The organism is Rhodovulum bhavnagarense, assembly GCF_004343505.1.
GTDB lineage: Bacteria > Pseudomonadota > Alphaproteobacteria > Rhodobacterales > Rhodobacteraceae > Rhodovulum > Rhodovulum bhavnagarense.
Window position 1 is genome coordinate 23482 of record NZ_SLXU01000015.1, and the last position, 25942, is coordinate 49423.

The 25942-nt window shown below is 66.2% G+C and carries 23 protein-coding genes; 12 read left to right on the forward strand and 11 right to left on the reverse strand.

What is annotated here, in order from left to right:
* Positions 1-21 precede the first annotated feature (21 nt).
* The 4 genes from EV663_RS12630 to EV663_RS12645 all read left to right on the forward strand — a co-directional run bounded on the left by EV663_RS12630 (position 22) and on the right by EV663_RS12645 (position 3366).
* Positions 22-1101 carry a BMP family ABC transporter substrate-binding protein gene (locus EV663_RS12630; protein WP_132952414.1) on the forward strand — a complete coding sequence of 360 codons (1080 nt, stop codon included), beginning with the start codon at positions 22-24 and terminating at the stop codon, positions 1099-1101.
* Between the two features lie 98 nt (positions 1102-1199).
* Positions 1200-2279, forward strand: coding sequence for an NAD(P)/FAD-dependent oxidoreductase (locus tag EV663_RS12635; RefSeq protein WP_132952416.1), 1080 nt, complete (start codon positions 1200-1202; stop codon positions 2277-2279).
* Positions 2279-2935, forward strand: a complete 657-nt coding sequence (locus EV663_RS12640; protein WP_132952418.1) for a DUF938 domain-containing protein — start codon at positions 2279-2281, stop codon at positions 2933-2935. Before EV663_RS12635 ends, EV663_RS12640 begins: the two co-directional genes overlap by 1 nt.
* A gap of 74 nt (positions 2936-3009) precedes the next feature.
* Positions 3010-3366 (forward strand): carboxymuconolactone decarboxylase family protein, encoded by a 357-nt coding sequence (locus EV663_RS12645; RefSeq protein ID WP_132952420.1) that lies wholly within the window; start codon positions 3010-3012, stop codon positions 3364-3366.
* Between the two features lie 112 nt (positions 3367-3478).
* Here the strand turns inward: EV663_RS12645 and EV663_RS12650 are convergent, their stop codons facing one another.
* Complete coding sequence (locus tag EV663_RS12650) at positions 3479-5977, reverse strand: GcvT family protein (protein WP_132952422.1); 2499 nt, start codon at positions 5975-5977, stop codon at positions 3479-3481.
* A 227-nt stretch (positions 5978-6204) separates the two neighbouring features.
* Positions 6205-7191, reverse strand: a complete 987-nt coding sequence (locus EV663_RS12655) for a 2-hydroxyacid dehydrogenase (RefSeq protein WP_132952424.1) — start codon at positions 7189-7191, stop codon at positions 6205-6207.
* Positions 7192-7287: 96 nt separating this feature from the next.
* On the opposite strand from EV663_RS12655, the gene EV663_RS12660 reads away from it, so the two are divergent.
* Both EV663_RS12660 and EV663_RS12665 read left to right on the forward strand, forming a co-directional pair.
* On the forward strand, positions 7288-7806 hold the full coding sequence (locus EV663_RS12660) for an SH3 domain-containing protein (RefSeq protein ID WP_132952426.1): 519 nt from the start codon (positions 7288-7290) through the stop codon (positions 7804-7806).
* Positions 7807-7857: 51 nt separating this feature from the next.
* On the forward strand, positions 7858-8736 hold the full coding sequence (locus EV663_RS12665) for a cation diffusion facilitator family transporter (RefSeq protein ID WP_132952428.1): 879 nt from the start codon (positions 7858-7860) through the stop codon (positions 8734-8736).
* Positions 8737-8809: 73 nt separating this feature from the next.
* Here EV663_RS12665 and EV663_RS12670 read toward each other — a convergent pair whose 3' ends face one another.
* From EV663_RS12670 to EV663_RS12690, 5 genes are read right to left on the reverse strand one after another with little or no spacing between them, the layout of a single operon-like run.
* Complete coding sequence (locus tag EV663_RS12670; protein WP_132952430.1) at positions 8810-9850, reverse strand: HesA/MoeB/ThiF family protein; 1041 nt, start codon at positions 9848-9850, stop codon at positions 8810-8812.
* Positions 9850-10317: a dUTP diphosphatase gene (gene dut / locus EV663_RS12675; RefSeq protein WP_132952432.1), complete on the reverse strand. Its 468-nt coding sequence runs from the start codon at positions 10315-10317 to the stop codon at positions 9850-9852. Before dut ends, EV663_RS12670 begins: the two co-directional genes overlap by 1 nt.
* Positions 10314-11519: a bifunctional phosphopantothenoylcysteine decarboxylase/phosphopantothenate--cysteine ligase CoaBC gene (gene coaBC / locus EV663_RS12680; RefSeq protein ID WP_132952434.1), complete on the reverse strand. Its 1206-nt coding sequence runs from the start codon at positions 11517-11519 to the stop codon at positions 10314-10316. Before coaBC ends, dut begins: the two co-directional genes overlap by 4 nt.
* Positions 11520-11578: 59 nt before the next feature.
* Complete coding sequence (locus tag EV663_RS12685) at positions 11579-12394, reverse strand: ChaN family lipoprotein (RefSeq protein ID WP_243697962.1); 816 nt, start codon at positions 12392-12394, stop codon at positions 11579-11581.
* Positions 12391-13269 carry an RNA polymerase factor sigma-32 gene (locus tag EV663_RS12690; protein WP_132952436.1) on the reverse strand — a complete coding sequence of 293 codons (879 nt, stop codon included), beginning with the start codon at positions 13267-13269 and terminating at the stop codon, positions 12391-12393. The genes EV663_RS12685 and EV663_RS12690 overlap by 4 nt, the downstream gene beginning before the upstream one ends.
* 302 nt (positions 13270-13571) lie before the next feature.
* Between EV663_RS12690 and EV663_RS12695 the strand changes: the two genes are divergently transcribed.
* A complete protein-coding gene (locus tag EV663_RS12695; RefSeq protein ID WP_132952438.1) occupies positions 13572-15089 on the forward strand; it encodes a YifB family Mg chelatase-like AAA ATPase in 1518 nt (505 codons plus the stop codon).
* On the opposite strand, the gene gshB is transcribed toward EV663_RS12695, so the two are convergent.
* Genes gshB through rsmI form a run of 3 tightly spaced genes read right to left on the reverse strand, consistent with a single transcriptional unit; the run spans position 15086 to position 17297 of the window.
* Complete coding sequence (gene gshB / locus EV663_RS12700; RefSeq protein ID WP_132952441.1) at positions 15086-16027, reverse strand: glutathione synthase; 942 nt, start codon at positions 16025-16027, stop codon at positions 15086-15088. The genes EV663_RS12695 and gshB overlap by 4 nt on opposite strands.
* A gap of 59 nt (positions 16028-16086) precedes the next feature.
* Positions 16087-16440, reverse strand: coding sequence for a YraN family protein (locus tag EV663_RS12705; RefSeq protein WP_132952443.1), 354 nt, complete (start codon positions 16438-16440; stop codon positions 16087-16089).
* Positions 16437-17297 (reverse strand): 16S rRNA (cytidine(1402)-2'-O)-methyltransferase, encoded by an 861-nt coding sequence (gene rsmI / locus EV663_RS12710; protein WP_132952444.1) that lies wholly within the window; start codon positions 17295-17297, stop codon positions 16437-16439. Before rsmI ends, EV663_RS12705 begins: the two co-directional genes overlap by 4 nt.
* Before the next feature lie 84 nt (positions 17298-17381).
* Here rsmI and EV663_RS12715 point away from each other — a divergent pair, with 84 nt between their 5' ends.
* From EV663_RS12715 to murJ, 3 genes are read left to right on the forward strand one after another with little or no spacing between them, the layout of a single operon-like run.
* Entirely contained in the window at positions 17382-18548 is a 1167-nt protein-coding gene (locus EV663_RS12715; protein ID WP_132952446.1) for a penicillin-binding protein activator, read from the forward strand.
* The gene (locus EV663_RS12720) at positions 18508-21324 is read left to right on the forward strand and encodes a [protein-PII] uridylyltransferase (RefSeq protein WP_165910195.1); all 2817 of its coding nucleotides are present in this window, start codon (positions 18508-18510) and stop codon (positions 21322-21324) included. Before EV663_RS12715 ends, EV663_RS12720 begins: the two co-directional genes overlap by 41 nt.
* Positions 21321-22865, forward strand: a complete 1545-nt coding sequence (gene murJ / locus EV663_RS12725) for a murein biosynthesis integral membrane protein MurJ (RefSeq protein ID WP_132952450.1) — start codon at positions 21321-21323, stop codon at positions 22863-22865. Before EV663_RS12720 ends, murJ begins: the two co-directional genes overlap by 4 nt.
* Here the strand turns inward: murJ and EV663_RS12730 are convergent.
* On the reverse strand, positions 22856-23542 hold the full coding sequence (locus tag EV663_RS12730; protein WP_132952452.1) for a rhomboid family intramembrane serine protease: 687 nt from the start codon (positions 23540-23542) through the stop codon (positions 22856-22858). The two genes, murJ and EV663_RS12730, sit on opposite strands and share 10 nt — an antisense overlap.
* An 80-nt stretch (positions 23543-23622) precedes the next feature.
* On the opposite strand from EV663_RS12730, the gene trpS reads away from it, so the two are divergent.
* Complete coding sequence (gene trpS / locus EV663_RS12735) at positions 23623-24654, forward strand: tryptophan--tRNA ligase (protein WP_132952454.1); 1032 nt, start codon at positions 23623-23625, stop codon at positions 24652-24654.
* A 295-nt stretch (positions 24655-24949) separates the two neighbouring features.
* On the forward strand, positions 24950-25813 hold the full coding sequence (locus EV663_RS12740) for a branched-chain amino acid aminotransferase (RefSeq protein ID WP_132952456.1): 864 nt from the start codon (positions 24950-24952) through the stop codon (positions 25811-25813).
* Positions 25814-25942: the final 129 nt, after the last annotated feature.

Consider the following 25942-nt stretch of genomic DNA (forward strand, 5'->3'; position numbering starts at 1 on the left):
CCCACAACAAGGGATAGAACCATGAACCGTAGAACACTGCTTGCGTCTGCTGCGCTGGCCTTTGGCCTTGGGATGTCCGGCACGGCGATCGCCCAGGACAAGACCAAGGTCGGCTTTGTCTTCGTCGGGCCGATCGGCGATGGCGGCTGGACATATGAGCATAACGAGGGCCGCCTGGCCGTTGAGGCACATTTCGGCGACGCGGTCGAAACGATCTACCAGGAAAGCGTGCCCGAGGGCGCGGATGCCGAGCGTGTGCTGACGCAAATGGCGCTGTCGGGCGCGGACCTGATCTTTACCACCTCTTTCGGCTATATGGACCCCACGCTGAACGTGGCCGCGAAATTCCCGAACGTGAAGTTCGAGCATGCCACAGGCTACAAGCGCGCCGACAACGTGGGTACCTATTCCGCGCGTTTCTACGAGGGCCGCGCGGTGCAGGGACATATTGCCGGGAAACTCACGAAGTCGAACATCGTTGGCTATATCGCCTCTTATCCCATCCCCGAGGTCATCCGCGGCATCAACGCGGCCTACATCCATGCCAGCAAGGTCAATCCCGACATCCAGTTCAAGGTGATCTGGGCCTATACCTGGTTCGATCCCGCCAAGGAGGCAGATGCCGCGACCGCGCTGATCGAACAGGGTGCCGACGTCATCCTGCAACACACCGATTCCACCGCACCGCAGGCCGCGGCCGAGAAGGCTGGCAACGTCTATACCTTCGGGCAGGCTTCTGACATGGCGGAATATGCGCCGATGCCGCGGGTGTCCTCGATCATCGACAACTGGGCGCCCTATTACATAGACCGCGTCCAGGCGGTGATCGACGGCACCTGGGAAAGCGACGATACCTGGGACGGGATCGGGGCCGGCATGGTCAAGATCGGCGAGATTACAGACGCGGTGCCGGCAGAGATCAAGGCCGAGGCGCTGGCCTTGCAAGAGGCGATCGCCAGCGGCGCGTATCACCCCTTCACGGGCCCGCTGAACCGGCAGGACGGCACGCCTTGGCTGGCCGAGGGGGAGACCGCAGATGACGGTACGCTGCTGGGCATGAATTTCTATGTCGAGGGACTGTCCGGCGAGATCCCGCAATAAGACAAGGCGGGGGTGGGGGCGCTGCCCCCGCCGCCGCCTGCGCGGCGGCCCCCCCGGGGTACTTGCACCAAGAAGAAGACCACGCGCGGGGGGCGGGCATGGAGAGTGACTTCATCGTCATCGGCGGAGGGATTGCCGGCGTGTCGATCGGGGCGCGGCTGTCGCAACTGGGCCGCGTCATACTGCTGGAGAGCGAGTCCGGGCTGGGCTATCATGCCTCGGGCCGGTCCGCCGCGCTGTTCGACGAATGCCTCGGGCGCAGCGAGGTGGTCGCGCTTAACCGGGCGAGCCATGCCTATCATGCCGGGACCAATGGCGGCGTTCTGTCGGAGCGTGGCCTGATGGTTGTGGGCCGCGCCGAGGATGCGGTCTTGTTCGAGGCCGATTGCGCGCATATGGGCCTGTCGCGCCTGACCACGCCGGAGGCCTGCGCGTTGATGCCCGTGCTGGACCCGGGCGCCGTGGCCTTTGCCGGGCTGCACGAGAGGGCCTGGGACCTGGATACCGACCTGTTGATCCAGAACTTTGCCCGCGAGATCCGCGGCAATGGCGGCAAGGTCATGACCCGGGCGGCGGTCGAAGCGATCACACGGACCGGAACGGGGTGGCTGGTTCGAACCGCGACGGCGGAGTTCGAAGGGCGTATCCTGGTCAATGCCGCGGGCGCATGGGTCGACCAGGTGGCACGAATGGCAGGAGTCGCCCCGCTGGGTTTTTGCCCGATGCGCCGGTCGATCGCGCGGCTACCCGCGCCGGGCGGGCGGGAGGTGTCGCGCTGGCCGATGGTCGTCGGCGCGGGCGAGCGGTGGTATTGCAAACCCGATGCGGGCAAGTTGCTGGTCTCGCCCGCCGAGGAAGACCAAGTTCCACCACATGATGCCTTTGCCGACGACATGGTGCTGGCCGAGGGGCTGGCGCGTTACGAGGAAATGGTGACAGAACCGGTGACACGGGTTGAAACCTCTTGGGCCGGGCTTCGGACCTTTTCGCCCGACCGGCTGCTGGTGATCGGGTTCGACCCGACCGAGCCCTCGTTTTTCTGGCATGCAGGCCAGGGCGGCGTGGGCTTTCAGACGGCGCCTGCGGCCAGCCAGCTGGCCGCCGACATCGTTGCCGGGCGCGCACCCGAGATCGGCGCGGACCTGGCCCGCGCCTTTTCGCCCGCACGGTTCGCCTGATGGCCCGGCGTCCCGTGCCCAGCACGGCCTCGACCGCGCATCCGGCGGAAAACGGGCGGCTGACCGCGCCCTCTGCCCTGCGCAACGCCGCCGCGATCTGCGAGGTGATCGCCACCCATGGCCCACCGACAGGCCGCGCGCTGGAACTGGCCAGCGGCACCGGCGAACACGCGATACGCATTGCCGCCCGCTGTCCCGGCCTTGCCTGGCAGCCCAGCGACATCGACCCCGCCCGGCGCGCCAGCATCGACGCCTGGGCGGCAGAGGCCGCCCTGACCAACCTGGCCCCGGCAATCGAGATCGACGCAACCCATCCCGGCTGGGGCGTCCAGCATGGCGGGCAGGACCTGATCTTCTGCTCCAATATCCTGCATCTGGTCAGCGCGCCCGAGGCCGAGTGCCTGATCCGCGAAGCAGCCGCAGCGCTCGCCCCCGGCGGCATCTTGATGGTCTACGGCCCCTTCCGGCGCGACCACGGCTTTGCCAGCGACGGCGACGCGGCCTTTCACGCCAGCCTGACCGCACAGGACCCCGAGATCGGCTACAAGTCCGTGCGGCAGGTGCAGGGCTGGTTCCACCAGGCAGGGTTACAGGGCGCAGATGAAATCCCCATGCCCGCCAACAACTTGACACAAATCGGCAGAAAGCCACGCTGATTTGACCCGGATCAAGGTGGCGCAGCGCCCAGAGTGGTGATAGGGCGGCGAAAAGTCATCTACAGGAGACCGGCATGGACTGGACCAAGAAACGCGACGGCACCAAGGACCAGTTGCGCAACCTGAACAAGGCGATCCCCGATGCCGCCCGCGCCTTTGGCGCGCTGGGCAAGGCGGTCAAGGATGGCGGGACGCTGGAATTCAAACAAAAGGAATTCGTTGCCCTCGGCATCGCCGTCGTCACCCACTGCGAGGCTTGCATCGTCCTACACATGGAGGCGCTGGTGCGCGTCGGCGCGACCCGCGAAGAGGTGGGCGACGTGCTGGCCATGGCGATCCAGATGGGCGGTGGCCCCGCCATGATGTATGCCGCCGGCGCAATGGAAGCTTATGACCAGTTGATCGCCGAGAAAGAGGCCAAGGAAGGCTGAGCGCAGCCACGGCCGCGCCCACCAAACCCTGCTTATCCGGGGCCCCCGCCCAAGCGCGAGGCCCCGGGTTCTCGCGCGCAGCGGATCGGAACAATCTACCCTGCGCCGGCCCTCAGCCATCGGCCCGAATACGGGCGTTTTTCGGATCGTAGGGGCAGTCCTCGGTCACCTCGACATCCCAGAGCCGGTCCTGCATCTTCACCTGCAGCTTCTGCCCCGGCACCGCCAGATCGGGCCGCACATAGCCCATGCCGATGGATTTGCCGAACGCCACCGAATAGCCGCCCGAGGTCAGCCGCCCCACCCGCGTCTCGCCGTCATACAGCGCCTCGCGACCCCAGGGGTCGGCATCCTCGGGCCCGTCGACCAGCAGCGTGACGCATTTGCTGCGGAGGCCGGTCTGCTCCATCGCCGCCTTGCCATGGAAGTCCTTGGAGAGATCCACGAACCGGTCCAGCCCGGCCTCCAGCGGGGTGGCGTCGCGGCCCAGTTCGGTGCCGAAGGCGCGATAGCTTTTCTCCTGCCGCAACCAGTTCTGTGCGCGCGCCCCCACCAGTTTCAGCCCGTGGCCGCTGCCCGCCTGAATCAGCAGGTCCCACAGGTAGGTCTGCATCTCTACGGGGTGATGCAGCTCCCACCCCAGTTCGCCGGTATAGGCGACGCGCAGGGCACGGACCGGGCACATGCCCAGTTCGATGTCGCGGGCCGACAGCCAGGGGAAGCGGGCATTGGACAGGACCGTGGCGGGGTCGGCATCCTTGACCACCTCGTTCAGGATGGCGCGCGCATTGGGGCCGGCCAGCGCGAAGACGCCCCATTGGGTGGTGATGTCCTGCACCTCGATCCAGCCGAATTCGGCGCGTTTGTCCTCGGCCGCCTTGACCAGATAGTCGTGGTCATAGGCCTGCCAGGCCCCGGCCGAGACCAGATAGTATTCGTCCTCGGCCAGCCGGACGATGGTGTATTCGGTGCGCACCGTGCCCTTGACCGACAGCGCGTAGGTCAGGTTCACCCGGCCCACTTTCGGCAGTCGGTTGCAGGTGAACCAGTCCAGGAACGCGGTCGCGCCCGGCCCGGCCACCCGGTGCTTGGTGAACGCGGTCGCGTCGATCAGGCCGGCGGTTTCGCGGATCGCTTGTGCCTCGTCCACCGCGTATTGCCACCAGCCGCCCCGGCGGAAGGACCGCGCGTCATGGTCGAAGCTTTCGGGCGCATCCAGGGGCCCGTAGTAATTGGGCCGCTCCCACCCGTTGACCTGCCCGAACTGGGCGCCGCGCGCCTTTTGCCGATCATAGGCGGGCGAGGTGCGCAAGGGCCGGCAGGCCGGGCGCTCCTCGTCCGGGTGGTGCAGGATGTAGACGTGTTCGTAGGCTTCCTCGTTCTTGCGGCAGGCATATTCGGTGGTCATCCAGTCGCCGTAGCGCTTGGGATCGAGGCTCCCCATGTCGATCTCGGCCTCGCCCTCGGTCATCAGTTGCGCAAGGTAGTACCCTGCGCCCCCGGCCGCCGTGATGCCGAAACTGAAGCCTTCGGCCAGCCACATGTTGCGCAGCCCCGGCGCGGGACCCAAGAGCGGGTTGCCATCGGGGGTGTAGCAGATCGGGCCGTTATAGTCGTCCTTCAGACCCACGGTTTCCGAGGACGGAATCCGGTGGATCATCGACATGTATTCCTCTTCGATCCGCTCCAGATCCAGCGGGAACAGATCCGCGCGGAAGCTGTCGGGGCAGCCATAAGCAAAGCGCGCGGGCGCATTGCGTTCATAGGGGCCAAGGATCCAGCCGCCGCGCTCCTCGCGCACGTACCACTTGGCATCGGCATCGCGCAGCACGGGATGTTCGGGATTGCCGGCCTTGCGCCAGTCCACCAGCGCGGGGTCGGGCTCGGTCACGATGTACTGATGTTCCACCGGGATTGCGGGCATCTTGATGCCCAGCATCCGCGCCGTGCGTTGCGAGTGGTTGCCGGTGGCGGTCACCACGTGTTCGGCGGTGATGACGGCGGTTTCCTCGGTCGGGATCAGGTTGCCGCCCTTCTCGGCCATCCTGGTAACGCTGACGCGCCACTCGGACCCGGTCCATTCATACCCGTCCACCTGCCATTTCCGCTCGATCACCGCGCCGAACTGGCGCGCGCCCTTTGCCATGGCCTGGGTCACATCGGCCGGATTGATGTAGCCATCCGTGGGGTGGTAGATCGCGCCCTCCAGATCCTCGGTGCGCACCAGCGGCCAGCGCTCCTTGATCTGATCGGGGCTCAGCCATTCAAAGGGCACGCCCACGGTTTCCGCGGTCGCGGCATAGAGCATGTATTCGTCCATCCGCGCCCTGGACTGCGCCATCCGCAGGTTGCCCACCACGTAAAAGCCGGGGTTGAGGCCGGTTTCCTCCTCCAGCGTCTTGTAGAACTTGATGGAATAATCGTGGATATGGGTCGTCGCGTAGGACATGTTGAAATAGGGCAGCAGCCCCGCCGCGTGCCAGGTCGAGCCGCTTGTCAACTCGTCGCGTTCCAGCAGCATCGTGTCCCACCCGGCGCGGGCCAGGTGATAGGCGATCGAGGTGCCGACGGCACCGCCGCCGACGACAAGGGCTTTGACATGGGTCTTCATGGGCACGACTCCGCGCTCTCGGTCCGAGTTACCAACCAGTTACGCAAATTCGGCCTCCCGCGGCGAGGGCCATCCGACCCAACAGCGCGCGAAAGCGACCTGCCGCCCCGTCCGTGGCGGCGCCCATTCCGGCAAACCCGGCTTCTTCTTGGTCGAAATACCCCGGGGGTCCGGGGGCGGCGCCCCCGGCGTGCCGCCCCGGCACTCTGGGCACATCCTGCCAGTTCTCACAACATCGATGGCACCACGAGGTCCGGCGGCCGGTGGCCGTCGGCAAAGGTCTTGATGTTGATGATGACCTTCTCACCCATCTCCACCCGCCCTTCGACCGTGGCCGAGCCCATATGCGGCAACAGCACCACGTTCGGCAATTCGCGCAGGCGGGGATTGATCTCGTGGCCGTGCTCGAACACGTCCAACCCCGCGCCGCCCAACTCGCCCGCGCGCAACATCCGGGTCAGCGCGTTCTCGTCGATCACCTCCCCGCGCGAGGTGTTCACGATCACCGCGTCGGGCTTCATGAGCCTCAGCCGCCGGGCATTCATCAAGTGAAACGTCGACGGCGTATGCGGACAGTTGATCGACAGCACGTCGATCCGGCTGACCATCTGGTCCAGACTGTCCCACCACGTCGCCTCGAGCTCTGCCTCTATCTCGGGACGCAACCGCTTGCGATTGTGATAATGGATCTGCATTCCAAAGGCCCGCGCGCGGCGCGCCACCGCCTGCCCGATCCGCCCCATGCCGAGAATCCCCAGCCGCCGCCCACCGATGCGCCCCCCCATGAAGGCCGTGGGCGCCCAGCCCTGCCACGCACCCGATTGCATCACCGACAAACCCTCGGGAATGCGGCGAGTCACCGCCAGCATCAGCGCGATGGTCATGTCGGCAGTGTCCTCGGTCACCACGCCGGGCGTGTTCGCGACCAGGATACCCCTCTGGCGCGCGGTCTGCACGTCCAGGTGATCGATCCCTGCCCCGTAATTCGCGATCAGCTTCAAACGGTCGCCGGCCGCGGCCAGCATTGCCTGGTCGATCTGGTCGGTGACGCAGGGCACCAGGACATCGGCACGCCGCATCGCCCCGACCAGCTCGTCGCGGGTCATCTTGACATCGGCCTCGTTCAGCTCGACATCGAAAAGCTCCTTCATCCGGGTTTCGACCGGCTCGGGCAAGCGTCGCGTCACGACAACACTCAGACGTTGAGCGGGCATCGGTGGGCCTCCCTGCTTGCACCCCGTGGCATCAGTGGCAAACTGTCCGAGATCGGGGCGCGGCACAAGACCCCGCAACAAGAGGCAGTCCAGCGCATGACAATTACCGCATCCGCATCGGCGCAACGCGCCGCCCTCGCGGCGGCTCTCTTCCTGCTTCTCATGGCACTGCCCGCGGGCGCAACCGACCGCGGACCGGTCACCAACCTGCCCCTGCCCCGTTATGTCTCACTCAAGGCTGCCGAGGGTAATGCCCGCCGCGGGCCCAGCCTCGGCCACCGGATCGACTGGGTTTACAAGCGCCGTGGCGTCCCCTTGCAGATCACCGCAGAGTACGGCCATTGGCGCAGGGTCCAGGATCGCGACGGCGCGGGCGGCTGGATACACTATTCCCTGCTCTCGGGCCTGCGCACCGTGCTGGTCGAACAGGACATGCTGGCACTGCACCGTATCCCCAGCACGGACAGCCAGGTGCTTGCCCGGGCGGAACTGGGGGTAATCGCGCGCCTGGGCGAGTGCAAACCCGACTGGTGCCGGATCTCGGCAGAGGGGCAATCGGGCTGGGTGCCGAAAACCGCGCTCTGGGGCGTCGACCCCGGCGAAATCCGCGACTAGACTGGTCGCCACGCCCCGTGCCGGGCGCCACGCCCCGGATGCAGACCGCCAATGCCCGATGCACACCGCCTCAACCTCTCCGCCGGCCTGGCATCGGTCACGGTCGCGCTGACGCTGGTGGCGATCAAGCTCTGGGCGCTCGGGGCGACGCAATCGCTCTCTGTCGCCGCCTCGCTCGCCGACAGCGCGCTCGACCTGATGATGTCGCTGGGCGGATTGGCCGCCATCCTCTATGCCGCCCGCCCGCCCGACGATGATCACGCCTTCGGCCATTCCGCCGCCGAAGACCTCGCCGCCCTGGGCCAGGCTTTCTTTATCCTCGCATCGGCCGGCGTGATCGGCATGGCCGCGCTGACTCGCCTGACCGCCACCGACCCGGTCGTGCTGACCGCAGAAGGGCGGGGGATGCTCGCCATGGGCCTTTCCTGCGTCATCACCCTCGCTCTCGTCCTCTGGCAACGCCGGGTGGCTGCACGCACCGGCAACCGCGTGATCCGCGCCGATTCGCTGCACTACCTGGGCGACCTGCTGCCGAATCTTGGCGCAATCCTCGCCCTTTGGGCCTCGGCCGCCTTCGGACTTGCCCGGCTCGACGCGGCGATCGCGCTGGCCGCCGCGGCGATGCTCGCGGTCGGCGCGGTCGGCATCGGGCGCGAGGCCTGGGACGCGCTGATGGACCGCGCCGCCCCCTCAGAGGTGATCGCCCGGATAGAAACGCTCACCCGCGCCCAACCCGGCGTGCTGGGTTTTCACGACCTCAAGACCCGTCGCTCGGGCGCGCAGCTTTTCGTCAACCTGCATATCGAACTCGATGGCCGCCAGAGCCTGCACGAGGCCCACGCAATCGGCGCGGCGCTGAAACATGCCATCCTCGCCGAATATCCCGGCACCGACATCATCATCCATTTCGATCCCGCCTGCCTGACCTGAACAGGGCGAGCCCTTCTTCTTGGGGCAAATACCCCCGCCGGAGGCACGATTTTTCACCGAAAAATCGTCCCCCTCAGCCCCCGTCGCCGCACACCGGACAATCGGGCCTTCGGTTCAACGCGATCACCCGCGTCTGCGCATGCAACGCATCATGGATCATCATGCGTCCGGCCAAAGTCTCGCCCGCCCCGGTGACATGCTTGATCGCCTCCATCGCCATCATCGACCCGACAATGCCCGGCAGCGCGCCGATCACGCCCGCCTCGGCACAGGCGGGCGCAAGTCCCGGTGCGGGGGCCTGCGGAAAGACGCAGGCATGACAGGGCGTTCCATGGGCAGGATCGAACAGGCTGACCTGCCCCTCCCATTGCGCGATTGCGCCCGATACCAGCGGCGTGCCGGCATGCACCGCCGCCGCGTTGATCAGCGCGCGCGTCTCGAACGTATCGCTGCAATCCAGCACCAGGTCGTACTCGGCAAACAACGCCCCGGCCGTCACCGCGTCCAGCCGCCGGTTATAGGGGCGCAGCTCGACAAACGGATTTTGCGCCCGGACCGCCGCCGCGGCCGAGAAAACCTTGGGCTGTCCGATCCGGGAATCGGTGTGGATCACCTGCCTTTGCAGGTTCGACGAGGAGACCACGTCATCATCCACCACGCCCAGCGTTCCCACACCTGCCGCACCGAGATACATCAGCACCGGCGCACCCAATCCGCCCGCGCCGATCACCAGGACGCGGGCCTCTTTCAGCTTGCGCTGGCCCGGACCGCCAATTTCGCGCAGCACGATATGGCGGGCATAACGTTCCAGTTCCGCCGGGCTCAGCGTCGCCGATGGCGTGGCGGGCGGCGCAAGGGGGCGCACGCGCCGGCGCAGCGCCCCCAGCACAACCCGGTAGCCAAGCACCAGCACCACGACTAGCCCCAGCGCGAACCAGCCCTCCGGCGTGCCGCCGATCATCGTGCGCAGGACATGCCCCTCGGGCAGCACCAGGTGCAACGCCAGAACCCCGAGGTAAAGCGCCGCGATCATCGCCCAACGCGCTCGTCGCGGCACCCTCATCAGTGCGCCCAGCCCCCACAGCCCCGCCGCCAGCGCAACCACAAGCGTCATCAGCGCCGCCCCGTCGAACCGAACCCGCCCGCGCCGCGCGCGGTGTCGTCCAGCGCCTCGACCACGTCGAAAGCCACCTGCACCACCGGGGCGACGATCATCTGCGCGATCCGGTCGCCATGATGGATCGTGTAGGGCGTCTCACCTAAATTGATCATCAATACGCCCACGGGGCCGCGATAGTCGCTGTCGATCGTGCCCGGCGTATTGGGCAGCGTGACACCATGTTTGAATGCCAGCCCCGAGCGCGGACGCACCTGCATCTCGAATCCCGCCGGGATCGCGACCCGAAACCCGGCGGGCACCACCAAACGGGCCATAGGCGCCAGTGTCAGACCCGCCGCCCGGTCCGCCGGCGGCAGGTTGGCACGGATATCTGCCCCGGCGGCGCCGGATGTCTCATAGCCGGGCAAGCCCAGCGCACGGTCGGCCCAGTCCTCCCACAGAACCTGCAAGACCGGGCTCATGCGCCCGCCTCCAGCTTTCGTGCGATCCGCGCAGCCAGCCGGGCGGCAACCTCGTCCTTGGTCAGGCGCGGCCAGGTTTCCGTCCCGTCCCCGGTGATCAGGGTCACCTCGTTCTCGGCTCCGCCCATGATGCCCGTACCGGGCGAGACATCGTTGGCCACGATCCAGTCACAGGCCTTGCGCGCACGCTTGGCACGGGCATGGGCCTCGACATCGTGGGTTTCGGCCGCGAAACCGATTACCAGCACCGGGCGGCCCTCGCCCATCTGCGCGACAGTGGCCAAGATGTCGGTATTCTCGGCAAATTCCAGCGCGGGCGCCTTGCCCGACCCGTCCTTCTTGACCTTTTGCCCAGCCGCGTTCGCCACCCGCCAGTCGGCGACGGCGGCGGCGAAGACCGCCGCCTCGGCGGGCAGCGCGGCCTGTACCGCCTCCAGCATCTCGCGCGCGGTCTCGACGCGCACCACCTGAACGCCCGCAGGTGGCGGCACGCGCGCCGGGCCGGTGACGAACACCACCTCGGCACCCAGCCCCGCCAGGGCACGCGCAATGGCCGTGCCCTGCGCGCCCGAGGACCGGTTGGCGATATAGCGCACGGGGTCGATCGGTTCATGCGTCGGACCCGATGTCACGACGATACGCCGCCCCGTCAGCGGCCCGCCCGACAGCGCCGCCTCGATGGCGGCCAGGATCTCGGCCACCTCGGCCATACGCCCCGGTCCATGTTCGCCGCAGGCCATGTCGCCCGCATTCGGGCCGACGACCCGCACGCCGTCGCCCTGCAACGTCGCGAGGTTGCGCGCGGTCGCGGGGTGCTGCCACATCCGCACGTTCATCGCGGGGGCGATCAGAACCGGCTTATCCGTTGCCAGCAAAAGCGTGCTGGCCAGGTCGTCGGCAATGCCGTTTGCCATGCGCGCCACCAGGTTGGCCGTGGCGGGCGCGACCACGACCAGGTCGGACGCGCGCGATAGCTGTATATGGCCCATCTCGGACTCCGAGGTCAGGTCGAACAGGTCACGACAGACCTTTTCACCGGACAGCGCAGACAGGGCCAGCGGCGTCACGAATTCCTCTGCCGCGCGCGTCATCACCGGCGTGACGGCGGCGCCCCGGTCACGCAGGCGGCGGATCAGGTCGGGAACCTTGACGGCGGCAATGCCGCCAGAGACGATCAAGAGAATGCGTTTTCCTGCCAGCATGTGACCCGCCCGGTTGCCACTTTGACCCTGTCTAGGCCGGGGACGGAGACGAGACAAGCTCAGCCCTTGTCAAAGACAGCACAGGGATCGGGACGATCGGCCGGATCGGTGACCAGCCACAGGTGATAGGGGGGATCACCCTCGGGCACGGCCTCGAACTGGCCGACCGACAAAAGGGACACGTGTGGCGCGGCAAGGCCCAGCGCATAGGGCAGACCCCAGTCGGTGCGCGCGTGCCCGTTCCCGGTGATCACGACGACCGGACCGCCGGTTTCGCGCAGCGCCTTTAACGTGGCCCGCGCAAAGGCCGCGTCGCGCAGTCGTTGTGCCTCGACCATGCCGGGCAGCATCGCCTCTGGCAGGGCGTTGCAATGGGCCTCCATCTGGGCGGCCTCGCGGATGGCTTTCTGATCCTCGGGCAGGGGACGATCCAGGCCGAAAAGGGCGGCGTCGGAGCCGAGAACGGCCGCCGCCCCCTCGCCCACCGCGCGGCGCACCTCCTCGCGCGGCAGCGCGGCCCCGAAGATCGCGGCATCCGGCGCAGCGGTAAAAATCGGGTGATACATGGCGAAATCGGGCCAGCCCGAGTCCTGCCACTCCAAAGCCGCCCCCAGCGCGGCTGCATCGTCGCGCAACTCCGGCGTCACGCCGGCCGCCTGATCGGGCGTCAGCATCTCGAACACCAGGGCTGCCGGACGCAGGGCAGCCACGGCGCTGGCCTGGTTGACGTGATGCAGGGGATTGTCGTGCAGCTCCCCCAGCACAATCACATCGGCGGGGGGTAACGACGTCAGATCAGCCGGGGCGATCTGCTCGGCCCCGGCTGATCCGGCGGCCAACGCGATGGCCGCAGAGAGGAAAATGAACGGTCTCACGCGAGGAAGTGTTGGACCTCGGGCGACTGCGTTTCAAGGCTTTTGCGCATTTTGCCAAAGGCCGCCGCCTCAAGCTGACGCACGCGCTCTTTGGACAGGCCCAGTTCCAGCCCGAGACTTTCCAGCGTGCGCGGCTCATCGCGCAGCTTGCGCTCGCGGACGATAAACCTCTCGCGTTCGTTCAATTGCGACAGCGCCGCTACCAGCCAGTCACGCAATTGCGCCCGGTCGCGCCCCTCCTCGATCAGATCTGCGGCCTGCGTGCTGTCATCCTCAAGCGTGTCGATCCATTCGCGCCCATCCTCATCGGTGGACTGGGTCGCGTTGAGCGAAAAGTCGGACCCTGACAGCCGTCCCTCCATCATCTCGACATCGGCGAGCGGCACACCGACCTCGGTCGCGATCATCTGGCGCAACTGGTGGCGGTCCAGAACCTCGCCCCGCGCGCTGGCCTCGCGTTCGAGCCGGGCCTGAACCCGGCGCATGTTGAAGAACAGCGATTTCTGCGAGGAGGTGGAGCCGGTGCGAACCATGGACCAGTTGCGCATCACGTAATCCTGGATACTGGCCTTGATCCACCAGACAGCATAGGTGGAAAAACGCACGCCGCGATCCGGGTCGAACTTGTCGGCGGCCTTCATCAGGCCGAGAGACGCTTCCTGGATCAGGTCGTTCATCGGCGCGCCATATCGTTTGAACTTGGCGGCCATTGAAATCGCCAGCCGCATGTAGGCGGTGATCAGGCGGTGCAGCGCAGCCTCGTCACGTTCATCACGCCAAGCATAAGCCAGCTTCAGTTCGGTTTCCGCATCCAGCAGCTCGGCCTTCATGGCCTGGCGCGACAAGGAACCGCTCTCGTATCCATCGAATGCCATAGGAACCCTCCGGGTGTTGGCTGGATCGTCTCGTTACAACTACTCCAAGATACGCAACGAGCCGGTCACTGGATCACACAAAACCGAGAGACATCTCCTGATTTCACGCGCCGCGGCTGTGCGCATTCGCACAAATATTCCCGGCTATCGCCGTGGGTCGATCTGCCGCCAGGAAAGGACGCGCCCCCCCGACCGCGGGGCCAGACCATCCGCGCCGCAAGCTCCGCGGAAGTTTCGAGTAAATTTACCCTTCGGTAACCAAGCCGGCGTAGCCCTTGGACGTTACAGCGACGGAGCGGCGGATGACGGCACGGGCCTACACGGTGACCTTTGACGGGGTCGAGGCGCAGATCGTCGAGGTGCAATGCGCCGTCTCGGCCGGGTTGCCTGCCTTTTCCATCGTCGGGCTGCCCGACAAGGCGGTCAGCGAGGCGCGCGACCGGCTGCGCGCGGCGCTGGTGTCAATGGGGGTGGCGCTGCCCTCCAGGCGGATCACAATCAACCTCTCACCTGCTGACCTGCCCAAGGAGGGGTCGCATTTCGACCTGCCGATCGCGCTGGCGTTGCTGGCGGCGCTGGACGTCGTGCCGCGCGATGCGGCCGAGGGCACCGTGGCATTGGGCGAACTCTCGCTTGACGGTCGGCTGGTCCCGGTGATCGGCGCCCTGCCCGCGGCCATGGCCGCCGCCGCGGCCCACCGCGCGCTCTTGTGTCCGCATGCATGTGGGGCCGAGGCTGCATGGGTTGGGGGCACGCAGGTTCTGGCCGCCCCCGACCTGGCCGCGGTGGTGCGCCATTTCACTGGGCAGGCCCCGCTTGCCCCCGCCGAACCGGGCGAGGTCACCGCCCCGCGCGATCACCGCGACCTGGCCGATGTAAAGGGACAGGAACGGGCCAAGCGCGCGCTGGAAATCGCCGCCGCGGGACGGCACCACATGCTGATGGTCGGCGCGCCCGGATCGGGCAAGTCGATGCTCGCCGCGCGAATGCCCACGATCCTGCCGCCGCTTTCTCCGGTCGAGGCGTTGGAAACCTCGATGATCCATTCGCTCGCAGGGCTACTGGACGAGGGCGGAATCTCGCGTCACCGTCCCTTCCGCGAACCGCATCACACCGCATCCATGGCCGCCATCGTCGGCGGCGGGCGCGACGCCAAACCGGGCGAGATCAGCCTGGCCCATAACGGCGTGCTGTTCATGGACGAGTTCCCCGAGTTCACCCGCGCGGTTCTGGAAACCTTGCGTCAGCCGATCGAGACCGGCGAGATCGTGGTGGCACGGGCCAATGCCCATACCCGCTATCCCTGCCGGTTCCTGCTGGTCGCGGCCGCCAATCCCTGCAAATGCGGCTATCTCGCCGACCCGGCCCGCGCATGCGCCCGCGCCCCCCAATGCGGCGAGGATTACCTTGGCCGGATATCGGGGCCGCTGATGGACCGGTTCGATCTGCGGGTCGAGGTGCCCCCCGTCAGCTATGCCGATCTCGACCTGCCCACGACGGCAGAGTCCTCTGCCCGCGTAGCCGACCGTGTGGCTGCGGCGCGCGACCTGCAACAGGCGCGCTTCGCCGAGCACGGCGCGGTGCGCGTGAATGCCGAGGCCGAGGGCGCATTGCTGGAACAGGTCGCCACCCCCGACGACGAGGGTCGCGCGCTTCTGGTGCGGGTCGCCGAACGCTTCGGGCTATCGGCACGCGGCTATCACCGGGTGCTGCGCGTGGCACGCACCATCGCCGACCTCGAGGGCGCATCGCAGGTCGCATGCACGCATGTGGCAGAGGCGGTCAGCTTTCGCCTGGCGGTGGGCGGCGGGGATCGCTAGGCGCGTTTTGCCTCGATCACATCCCAGATCCGCGCGGCGATATTGGCCTGGTCGAAACGCTCCAGCTCCTGGATGCCGGTGGGCGATGTCACGTTGATCTCTGTCAGGTAATCGCCGATCACGTCGATACCGACCAATACCTGGTTATGCGCCTGCAAGGTCGGCCCGATGGCCTTGCAGATTTCCAGGTCGCGCGCGCTTAGCGCGGCGCGTTCGGCCCGCCCCCCGACATGCAGGTTCGACCGCGTTTCACCCTCGGCGGGGACGCGGTTGATCGCGCCCACCGGTTCGCCATCGATCAGGATCACCCGCTTGTCACCATTTTCGACCGCAGGCAGGAATTTCTGGGCAATCAGCGGTTCGCGGCTCATGCCGGTGAAAAGTTCGTGCAACGAGGCAAGGTTGCGATCGGCATGGCCCAGGCGGAACACCCCCGCGCCGCCATTGCCATAAAGCGGTTTGAGGATGATGTCGCCATGCGCGGACTTGAAGGCGCGCAACGTGTCGAGATCCCGCGCGATCACCGTGGGCGGGATCAGCCCGGGAAACTTCAGCACCAGCAGCTTCTCGGGGAAATTGCGTACCCAGAACGGATCGTTGACCACCAGGGTTCCGGGCGAAAGATGCTCAAGCAGATGAGTGGTGGTGATATACCCCATGTCAAAGGGCGGATCCTGCCGCAGCCAGACCACGTCCCACTCGCCCAGATCGACCGCCACTTCCGGCCCCAGAGTGTGGTGATCCCCGATCACGCGACGCACCTCGAGCGGCCAGCCGCGGGCCATCACGCGGCCCTGATCCCAATACAGCCGGTCGGGCGTATAGTAGAACAAACGGTGCCCCCGCGCCTGTGCCTCTTCGGCGATGCGAAAGGTGGTGTCGGCCGTAATGTCTATGGCCCCGATCGGGTCCATCTGAATGGCAACCTTGAGCGGCATGGTCCTCTCCCCGTTCCGGCCCGCCTTACATGGCCGAGCGGGCGAGGCTTTGCAACGTCTCAGGCACAGAACGCGTTCTCGACGATATCGATCTCGCCCATGGCGTTGACCAGCGCCACGTCGAACCGGATCTCGGTCAACTGTCCGCGCGGCTCCCCCGCCAGGAATTCCAGCGCGGCCCCCATCACGCGCTCCATCTGGCGGCGCCCGACGCGCTCGGCGGCGCGGACAAAATCGCGCGCCTTCTTGACTTCAACGAAGACAAGGCCATCCCCGTCCCGTGCCACGAGGTCGATCTCGCCCGACCGACCGCGCCAGCGGCGCGCGGCAATCGGCAGCCCGCGCGCCTCGTATCCGCGCGCGACGCTATCCTCGGCGGCCAGACCCGCATGGTAGGAAACCGTTCCGCTCATGTCTTGCCCTCCAGTTTCAGCGCTGCCTGGTAAACCTCGCGCCGGGGAAGCTTCAGCGCCGCGGCCACCTCGGCAACCGCATCCTTCGTTGAACCGCGCGCCATCGCCGCCACAAGCGCGGCCTGCATGTCCTCTTGCGCGGCGACGACGTCGCTCCCACGCCCGACCAACACCACAATTTCGCCTTTCACCTCGCGCCCGGCGAATTCTTCCGCCAATTCGCCCAGCGTGCCGCGCACGACTTCCTCGAACCGCTTGGTCAATTCCCGGCATAGCGCGGCCTGCCGATCATGTCCCAGAATTTCTGCCAATTCCCCTAACAATCGGCTAACGCGCCTGGGAGATTCATAGAAGACCAGCGTCGCCTGCTGGCCGGCCACTTCTTCCAGCATCCGCTTGCGCGGCCCCGCCTGCGCCGGGGCAAACCCCAGAAACATCACCCGGTCGCTGGGCAGCCCCGCCACGCTGAGAGCGGCAAGCATCGCCGAGGGGCCCGGCGCGGCATGAACGGCAACGCCCGCCGCGATCGCGTCGCGGGCCAACGGGTAGCCCGGATCGGACACCATCGGCGTACCCGCCTCGCTGACGCAGGCCACCGATTGACCCGCCTGCGCCATCTGCACCAGTTTCGCGCGCACGCCGGGGGCGGAGTGGTCGTGATAGGCAATGAACGGCCGCTCTCCCGCCGCGATCCCGTGGATCTGCATCAGGTGGCGCGCGGTGCGCGTATCCTCGGCAGCGATCACATCGGCCGAGGCGAGGATATCGAGCGCCCTCAGCGTGATGTCGCGCGCCGCCCCGATGGGCGTGGCCACGAAATAGATGCCTGGGGACAAGGGCGAGCGGATTATCTCCATGGGGGCCTCGGTCAGGGATGTCTGAGTTTACTTGGCCGACCGATCCGCATAGTCTCGCGCCGACCCCAAAGAGCGGAGACCGACATGATCGCCGTTTTCCCGACCACCCGCAAGCGGCTCGTTCTGGCACTGGCAGCACTTGTGCTGCTTGCCGCCTGTCAGACCGTCGGTACCGGCGGCGGGCCCGGCATCAATGCCCGCGCCCCAGTGCCCGTTGCGCTCCTGGTGCCGGGCGGCTCGCCCGCGCCGGGCGACGCGGCAATCGCGCGTAGCCTAGAAAACGCCGCGCGGCTGGCGATGGCGGATTTGCAAGATGTCCGGATCGATTTGCGGGTCTATGCCACTGCCGGACAGCCCGACCAAGCGGCGCTTGCTGCGCGACAAGCCGCCGCCGACGGGGCCAAGATCATCCTGGGGCCGCTCTATGCCCAGTCTGCCAATGCCGCCGGCCTGGCCGTGGCCTCGCGAGGTCTCAACGTCCTGAGCTTTTCCAACAACTCGCAGATCGCGGGTGGAAATGTCTTCGTGCTGGGGCCGACTTTCGAAAACACGGCCCGGCGCCTTGTGTCCTACGCGGCCTCGCGCGGGATGGACGACCTGATGATCGTCCACGACCCCGATGTCGCAGGCCAGGTCGGCCGCAGCGCCATCGCCGAGGCGGCGGCGCGCAACGGAACGCGGATCGTGGCCACCGGCAGTTACGAACTGTCACAGAACGGCGTGGTCCAGGCGGCCCCCGGCATCGCCGACAGCGTCAAGGCAACCGCGCCCGACGCGATCTTTTTCACCGCCAATACCGCGGGCGCACTACCGCTGCTTGCCCAGCTTTTGCCCGATAACGGCGTCCGGCCCGACAATACCCGCTTCGTCGGCCTGACGCGGTGGGATATCCCTCCGGCCACGATGGCATTGCCGGGGTTGCAGGGTGGGTGGTTCGCGTTGCCCGATCCCGGCATGACACAACAATTCAACACCCGGTTCGAAGCCGCCTACGGCGCACCACCGCATCCCACGGCTGCCCTCGCCTATGACGGGATTGCCGCGATCGGGGCACTGGTGGGCAAGGGCAAATTCGACACGCTGAGCGTGCGGGCATTGACCCAGGAGGCGGGTTTTGCCGGTGTTAACGGAACCTTCCGCCTGCTGCCTGACGGCACCAATGAACGTGCTCTGGCCGTGGCGCAAATCGAGAACAACCAGGTAAGCGTGATTGACCCTGCCCCAAGACGTTTCAGCGGCCCCGGCTTCTAGGCCGGTGCCCTCCCGCCCCAGACACCCGCTACCGGACAACCTGATTTGCCCGGCGGACCGCATCTTTGACGACGCTGGCTTTGCCGTCGAACTGGCCCGACTTTCGGCCGGGGGTGACATGGCCGCGCTGCGCAAGGGCGCTGTCAGTTATCTGGGTGCCGCCGCCCGTGCGGGTCGCGCCGAGATCGCGCGCGCCTTCGCCGAGCAGCCATTCGAGGCCGGCCCCACCATACGCGCTTATACCTGGCTGACCGATCGGCTGGTCTGCGCCACGCTGACCGTCGCCAGCCATTACCTGCACCCCTTGCCAAACCCCACCGAGGGCGAGCGGCTGGCGGTCTTTGCCGTGGGCGGATATGGCAGGGGCGAAATGGCGCCGCATTCGGACGTGGATCTTCTGTTCCTGACGCCGTGGAAAATCACTCCCTGGGCCGAGAGCGTGATCGAATCCATGCTCTACATGCTGTGGGATCTGCGGCTGAAGGTGGGGCATTCCTCGCGCACGGTAAGAGATTGTGTGCGGCTGGGGCGAGAGGACATCACGATCCGCACCGCGCTTTTGGAAAACCGCTTTCTTGCCGGGCACGCCCCCCTGCAAAAGGAACTGAACGACGCGCTGTGGAACGACTTGTTCGAGGGCACCGAGGCCGAGTTCATAGAGGCCAAGCTGGCAGAGCGCTCGGAACGTCACCGAAAACAGGGTGGCCAGCGCTATGTGCTGGAACCAAACGTGAAAGAGGGCAAGGGCGGGTTGCGCGACCTGCAATCGCTCTACTGGATCGCGAAATACATCTACCGGGTCGATCGGGCCTCGCAACTGGTCAAGCTGGGCCTTTTCACGGAAGAGGAATTCAGCGGCTTCTTGCAGGCCGAAAGGTTCCTTTGGGCGGTGCGCTGTCATCTGCACCTGATCACGGACCGGGCCATGGACCAGTTGACATTCGACATGCAGATCGAGGTTGCCGCGAGGATGGGATATCGAGACCGCGCCGGGCGCCGGGCGGTCGAGGTGTTCATGCAGGATTATTTCCTGCACGCCACCTCTGTTGGCGACCTGACCCGCATCTTCCTGACGGGGCTTGAGGCCGCGCATGTCAAGACAGAGCCGATGCTGCTGCGGCTTTTCCGGCGCAAGCGCAAGGCGCGCGAAGGCTACGAGATCGTGCAGAACCGGATGACGGTCGCCGACCCGGACACCTTTCTGAGGGACAAGCTGAACCTTCTGCGCCTGTTCGAGGAAGCGCTGCGGACGGGGACCCTGTTGCATCCCGACGCGATGCGGCTGATCGCGGGTAACCTGCACCTGATCGATGACAGCGTGCGCAACGACCCCGAGGCACAGCGCATCTTTCTCGACCTGCTGCTGAAACACGGCAATCCCGAACGTTCGCTCAGGCGGATGAACGAGTTGGGGGTGCTGGCCGCCTTCATTCCGGAATTCGAGCCGATCGTGGCGATGATGCAGTTCAACGTCTATCACAGCTTTACGGTGGACGAGCACACGATCCAGTGCATCTCGACCCTGGCGCGGATCGAGAGGGGCGAGATGGTCGAGGAATTGCCGGTGGCCAGCCGCATCCTCGACGAGGGCGTGAACCGGCGGGTTCTTTACGTGGCGCTGCTGTTGCACGATATCGGCAAGGGGCGGCCCGAGGATCATTCCGTCCTGGGCGCGCAGATCGCGCGCAAGGTCGCGCCGCGGCTGGGGCTGAAGCCCGACGAATGCGAAACGGTCGAGTGGCTGGTGCGCTATCACCTGCTGATGTCGGACATGGCGCAGAAACGCGACCTGTCTGACCCGCGCACGGTACGAGATTTCGCCAAGGCGGTAAAAACGAAAAAGCGGCTCGACCTGCTGACGGTGCTAACGGTCTGCGACATCATCGGGGTGGGGCCGGGTACATGGAACAACTGGAAGGCCCAGTTGATCCGAAGCCTCTATCGCGAAACCGCGAACGCGCTGGAAACCGGCCTGGAGGCGGTCAATACCGAGCAACGCGAGACAGAGGCGAAACGCGCCCTGCGCGAGGACCTGTCCGACTGGGACAAGAAAGACCTGCGCACGGAAATCGCGCGCCATTACGGCCCCTATTGGCAGGGTCTGCCCCGGTCCAGCCACGTGGTCTTTGCCCGGCTTCTGCGCGATATCCGCGATGACGAGATCCGCATCGACCTGGCCGAGGACGACGATCACGACGCCACCCGCGCCTGTTTCGCGCTGTCCGACCATCCGGGCATTTTTTCCCGCCTCGCGGGCGCGCTGGCGCTGGTCGGCGCCAACGTCGTGGACGCCCGCACCTACACCACCAAGGACGGTTACGCGACGGCGGTGTTCTGGATCCAGGATTCGGAGGGCAGCCCCTATGAAACCGCCCGCCTGACGCGCTTGCGCCAGATGATCGACAAGACCCTGATGGGCGAAATCCGCCCGCGCGAGAAACTGGCTGACCGCGACAAGCTGAAAAAGCGCGAGAAGGGCTTTCGTTTCCCGACTTCGATCACCTTCGACAACGAAGGGTCCGAGATTTACACGATCATCGAAGTGGACACCCGCGACCGGCCCGGACTTTTGTATGACCTGACCCGCGTTCTGGCCGACAGCAACATCTATATCGCCTCGGCCGTGATCGCGACTTACGGGGCGCAAGTGGTGGACAGCTTCTACGTCAAGGACATGTTCGGGTTGAAGCTGCACGCGCAATCACGCCGCGAGTCGCTGGAACGCAAGCTGCGCGCGGCGATCGCACAGGGTGCCGAACGGGCCGGGCAGCGATGAAACCGATCCGTCTGGTCGCGGGCTTTGTGACGGTTGGCGGCTGGACCATGGCCAGCCGGATTCTTGGATTCGTGCGCGACATCATGATCGCGGCCTGGCTGGGCACCGGCCCCGCGCACCAGGCCTTCGTCGTGGCCTTTTCGCTTCCCAACCTGTTTCGCCGCTTTTTTGCCGAAGGCGCATTCAACATGGCCTTCGTGCCGATGTTTTCCAAGCGGTTCGAGGCGGGTGAGGATGCGCAGGGATTTGCCCGCGACGCGTTCTCGGCGCTGGGGGGGGGGCTGATCCTGTTCACGCTGGCCGCCCAGGCAGCCATGCCATGGTTGGTGCTGGCAATGGCCAGCGGGTTCCATGGGCAGGAACAATTCGAGCTTGCGGTGATATACGGGCGGATCGCTTTTCCCTATATCCTGTTCATCTCGCTGGCGGCGCTGTTGTCGGGCGTGCTGAATGCGACGGGCCGTTTCGCCGCCGCGGCGGCAGCGCCGGTCTTGCTGAACATCCTGTTCATCGGGGCAATCGCCGGGGCCGCGGCAACGGGGGCCGACGTGGCGCTGGCCCTTGTCTGGGCAGTTCCGGTGGCGGGCATCGCACAGATGGCCCTGGTCTGGTGGGCCGCGCGCGAGGCCGGGTTTCGCATCATCCCGCACCTCCCGCGCCTGACGCCCGAACTGAAACGGCTGGCCATCATCGCCGCCCCCGCGGCGCTGGCCGGCGGCGTTGTTCAGGTCAACCTGCTGGTTGGGCGACAGGTGGCCAGCTATTTCGACTCGGCCGTATCGTGGCTCTACAATGCCGACAGGCTGTATCAACTCCCGCTGGGCGTGGTTGCGATCGCCATCGGCGTGGTGCTCTTGCCCGACCTGTCACGGCGGCTGAAATCAGACGACCCCGCGGGCAGCCGACAGTCGATGAACCGCGCGGCGGAATTCGCACTGGCCCTGACCGTGCCCGCCGCCGTGGCGCTGATGGCAATTCCACTACCCCTGGTATCTGTCCTGTTCCAGCGTGGCGCCTTCGATGCTGCCGATAGCGCGGCCACCGCGCTGGCCGTGGCAGTTTACGGTGCGGGCCTGCCCGCTTTCGTGATGCAAAAGGTTCTGCAACCGCTGTTCTTTGCCCGCGAGGATACGCGCCGCCCTTTTTATTACGCGCTGTGGGCGCTGGCGGTGAATGCCGCCCTGGCCATCGGATTGGCGCCCTTCATCGGATATATCGCCGCTGCCTGGGGCACGACTCTCGCGGGTTGGGCGATGGTGGGCTTGCTGTGGCGCGGCTCGCGCCGTTTCGGTTTGGCCGCAGAACTCGATGCGCGCCTTGTCCGCCGCCTGCCGCGCATCGTGCTGAGCGCAGCGCTGATGGGGGCGGTTCTGTGGGGCGCGGCGCGGACCATGGCGCCTTGGCTGGTCGCCGATACGGTGCGTTATCCCGCGCTTGCCCTTCTGATCGGGCTGGGCATCGTGACCTATTTCGGCCTGGGCCACCTGCTGGGCGCGTTCCGCCTTTCGGAATTCCGCCATGCGCTGCGCCGTCAGCGGTGACGCAGCCGCCTCCGCACATTGCCCCAGCCGCCCGGGCTGACCACGAAGGACAGCAAAAACCCCGTTACGAATCCCGCAAGGTCGGCAACCCAGTCATTGCTGGCCCCGAACAAGAGACCGAACAGCAACTGGATACCCAGAAGGAACCCGATCAGCGTGAAGGCGCGATACTGGTTGTCTCCCGTGGCCCCCAGACGCATCCACAACAGGAAGGTGAACGCCCCGATCAGGCCATAGACCGCCGGATACCCGCCCACCAGCGGCGCGGGGTCGTTCAACACCCCCCCGTAAACCAAGCCACCCACGATGGCCGATCCGAAAAAAACCGCCAGCACCGCCCAGGCGCGGAACACCTCGCCCACCATCTTGCCCAGCGCCAGTATGAACACGATCACGAACAGCGCATGGGTGAAACTGACATGCACGAACGGGTAGATGACAAATCGCAACAGATGCTCGGGCGGATAGCGCCCGTTTGACAACATCCACTCGAGAACCTGGCCCGAGACGGCATAATCCTGGAACGCCGCCATGCGCCAGCCAACAGCACCCGGCCCTCCGACGATCCCCCGCGCACCCAGCGAAAACACAGCCTCGATCGCGATCACCGGCAGCGCGAGCATCCATACCACCACCGGCAGCGGATTGATCGGCGGCGCATCGGGATCGGGTATCATGGCAGGAAAGCCTTCGGTTGACGCATCTCGCCCCCATGGGTAAGCGAGCAGGGCAGTGAATTCCAGACGGAGAGTGCATCATGGCCGAGGTGGTCCACACACCGCGCGTCTTTTCCGGCATCCAGCCCTCGGGCGGGCTGACGCTGGGCAATTACCTGGGCGCGCTCAAGCGCTTTGTCGAAACGCAAGACAAGGGCGGGATCGAAACCGTCTATTGCATCGTCGACCTGCATGCGATCACCGTCTGGCAGGACCCCGCGAAACTGACCCACGCCACGCGCGAGCTTGCGGCGGGCTTTATCGCCAGCGGCATCGACCCGGCGATATCCATCCTGTTCAACCAATCTCAGGTGCCCGCGCATGCCCAGCTCGGCTGGATCTTCAACTGCGTCGCCCGGCTGGGCTGGATGCAGCGGATGACCCAATTCAAGGACAAGGCCGGCAAGAATTCCGAAAACGTATCGCTGGGGCTGTTCGCCTATCCCGCGCTGATGGCCGCCGACATCCTGGCCTATCATGCCACCCACGTGCCGGTGGGCGAGGACCAGAAACAGCATGTCGAACTGACCCGCGACATCGCGGCCAAGTTCAACAACGATTACGGCATAGAGTTCTTCCCCTCGCCCGAGCCGGTGATCGAGGGCGCGGCAACACGGGTGATGAGCCTGCGCGACGGCACCAAGAAGATGTCGAAATCCGACCCCTCGGACATGAGCCGGATCAACCTGACCGACGATGCCGACACCATCGCGAAAAAGATCCGCAAGGCCAAGACCGATCCCGAGCCCCTGCCCGAAACCCTGCAGGGTCTCGACGGTCGGCCCGAGGCGCGCAACCTCGTCAACATCTACGCCGCCCTGGCCGAGATGACCCCGGAGCAGGTGATCGCCGAGCATGGCGGCCAGCAATTCGGCACCTTCAAGCCCTCGCTCGCCGATCTGGCGGTGGCGCGGTTGTCGCCCATCACCGCCGAGATGGACCGCTTGATGAAAGACCCCGCCGAGATCGATCGCATTCTCGCCGGCGGCGCAGAGCGGGCCAGCGAGATCGCCGCGCCGATCCTGAAACGCACCTGCGAGATCGTGGGAATGGTCGGCACGGGAGCGGGCTGAGCGCGCACGACGAAAGGTGCAGTTTTCACAAAACGGATTCGAAATCGCCACGGGCCTGAATCCGTCCCCAGGCACCCTAGTTCCCGTGCCGCCGAGCCGCGGCACGCGCCCCCGGAGGCGCGCGCCCCATCCCCAAGCCCGGCGCGATCCGCCCATCCGTTCCGCCACCGGGGCCATTGCCGGGCAGCCCAGCCCGACAGCGCCCCCGGCGGCCCCGCCGGGGGCGTCCGCTTTCCCGGCTGGACGCCCCCCGGCCACCCCACTAGGCTGCGCCCGACCGCGAGGAGACTGACCCATGGCCACAGGTATCAATATCCAGACATATTTCGACGGCGCCTGGCACAGGGGGGATATCCCCGTGATGCGCGCCGCCGATCACGGCAGTTGGCTGGGCACCACCGTCTTTGACGGTGCGCGCTATTTCGAGGGCATCGCACCCGATCTCATGGCCCATTGCGAACGGGTCAACCGATCTGCCGAGGCATTGATGATCACCCCCACCGTCCCGGCGGAGGATATGTATTCCATCATCCTGGACGGGCTGAAACGCCACGCCCCCGATGCCGCAGTTTACATAAGGCCGATGTACTGGGCCCTGGAAGGCGATTTCCTGGGCATCGTGCCCAAGCCGGACGCCACCGGCTTTGCAATCTCGCTGGAAGAAATCCCGATGCCGGCACCGGGCAGCGCCACGACTCTGACCACCACCCGCTTCCGACGCCCGACTCTGGATTGCGCGGTGGTCAATGCCAAGGCGGGCTGCCTTTATCCCAATAACGCCCGCATGCTGGCCGAGGCGCGGGCCAAGGGCTATGGCAATGCATTGGTCGCCGACATGATGGGCAACGTGGCCGAAACCGCCACGGCCAATGTCTTCATGGTGCGCGATGGCGAAGTGTTCACCCCGATCGCCAACGGCACGTTCCTGGCCGGTATCACACGCGCGCGCCACATCGAGAACCTGCGCGCAGATGGCGTAACCGTACACGAAACGGTTCTGAGTTTCGATGATTTCCGCGTCGCCGACGAGGTCTTCCTCTCGGGCAACATGATGAAGGTCACCCCGGTCAAGGCCTTCGACGAGGTGCAATACCATCCCGGTCAAATGACCGCGCGGGTACGCGAACTTTACTGGGACTGGGCCCATTCGAACGCCTGATGCCCTGCCTGGCCGCGCACGCCTGGCCGCGCAAGGACATGGGTATTTGGGCCAAGAAGAAGACAGGGCTGCTTCTTCTTGGTAAAAATACCCGTGGTCCGACAGCCCCGCGACGCGATGGCACCGGGC

Bases quoted from the DNA above. Each gene is read 5' to 3' on its own strand.
- coaBC (WP_132952434.1), bottom strand. From the start codon at position 11,519: ATGCTGGCAGGAAAACGCATTCTCTTGATCGTCTCTGGCGGCATTGCC.
- EV663_RS12655 (WP_132952424.1), bottom strand. From the start codon at position 7,191: ATGCCCGCTCAACGTCTGAGTGTTGTCGTGACGCGACGCTTGCCCGAG.
- EV663_RS12650 (WP_132952422.1), bottom strand. From the start codon at position 5,977: ATGAAGACCCATGTCAAAGCCCTTGTCGTCGGCGGCGGTGCCGTCGGC.
- EV663_RS12715 (WP_132952446.1), top strand. From the start codon at position 17,382: ATGATCGCCGTTTTCCCGACCACCCGCAAGCGGCTCGTTCTGGCACTG.
- trpS (WP_132952454.1), top strand. From the start codon at position 23,623: ATGGCCGAGGTGGTCCACACACCGCGCGTCTTTTCCGGCATCCAGCCC.
- EV663_RS12640 (WP_132952418.1), top strand. From the start codon at position 2,279: ATGGCCCGGCGTCCCGTGCCCAGCACGGCCTCGACCGCGCATCCGGCG.
- EV663_RS12695 (WP_132952438.1), top strand. From the start codon at position 13,572: ATGACGGCACGGGCCTACACGGTGACCTTTGACGGGGTCGAGGCGCAG.
- dut (WP_132952432.1), bottom strand. From the start codon at position 10,317: ATGAGCCCGGTCTTGCAGGTTCTGTGGGAGGACTGGGCCGACCGTGCG.
- EV663_RS12740 (WP_132952456.1), top strand. From the start codon at position 24,950: ATGGCCACAGGTATCAATATCCAGACATATTTCGACGGCGCCTGGCAC.
- EV663_RS12645 (WP_132952420.1), top strand. From the start codon at position 3,010: ATGGACTGGACCAAGAAACGCGACGGCACCAAGGACCAGTTGCGCAAC.
- EV663_RS12630 (WP_132952414.1), top strand. From the start codon at position 22: ATGAACCGTAGAACACTGCTTGCGTCTGCTGCGCTGGCCTTTGGCCTT.
- rsmI (WP_132952444.1), bottom strand. From the start codon at position 17,297: ATGGAGATAATCCGCTCGCCCTTGTCCCCAGGCATCTATTTCGTGGCC.
- gshB (WP_132952441.1), bottom strand. From the start codon at position 16,027: ATGCCGCTCAAGGTTGCCATTCAGATGGACCCGATCGGGGCCATAGAC.
- EV663_RS12665 (WP_132952428.1), top strand. From the start codon at position 7,858: ATGCCCGATGCACACCGCCTCAACCTCTCCGCCGGCCTGGCATCGGTC.
- EV663_RS12730 (WP_132952452.1), bottom strand. From the start codon at position 23,542: ATGATACCCGATCCCGATGCGCCGCCGATCAATCCGCTGCCGGTGGTG.
- murJ (WP_132952450.1), top strand. From the start codon at position 21,321: ATGAAACCGATCCGTCTGGTCGCGGGCTTTGTGACGGTTGGCGGCTGG.
- EV663_RS12670 (WP_132952430.1), bottom strand. From the start codon at position 9,850: ATGACGCTTGTGGTTGCGCTGGCGGCGGGGCTGTGGGGGCTGGGCGCA.
- EV663_RS12705 (WP_132952443.1), bottom strand. From the start codon at position 16,440: ATGAGCGGAACGGTTTCCTACCATGCGGGTCTGGCCGCCGAGGATAGC.
- EV663_RS12690 (WP_132952436.1), bottom strand. From the start codon at position 13,269: ATGGCATTCGATGGATACGAGAGCGGTTCCTTGTCGCGCCAGGCCATG.
- EV663_RS12660 (WP_132952426.1), top strand. From the start codon at position 7,288: ATGACAATTACCGCATCCGCATCGGCGCAACGCGCCGCCCTCGCGGCG.
- EV663_RS12635 (WP_132952416.1), top strand. From the start codon at position 1,200: ATGGAGAGTGACTTCATCGTCATCGGCGGAGGGATTGCCGGCGTGTCG.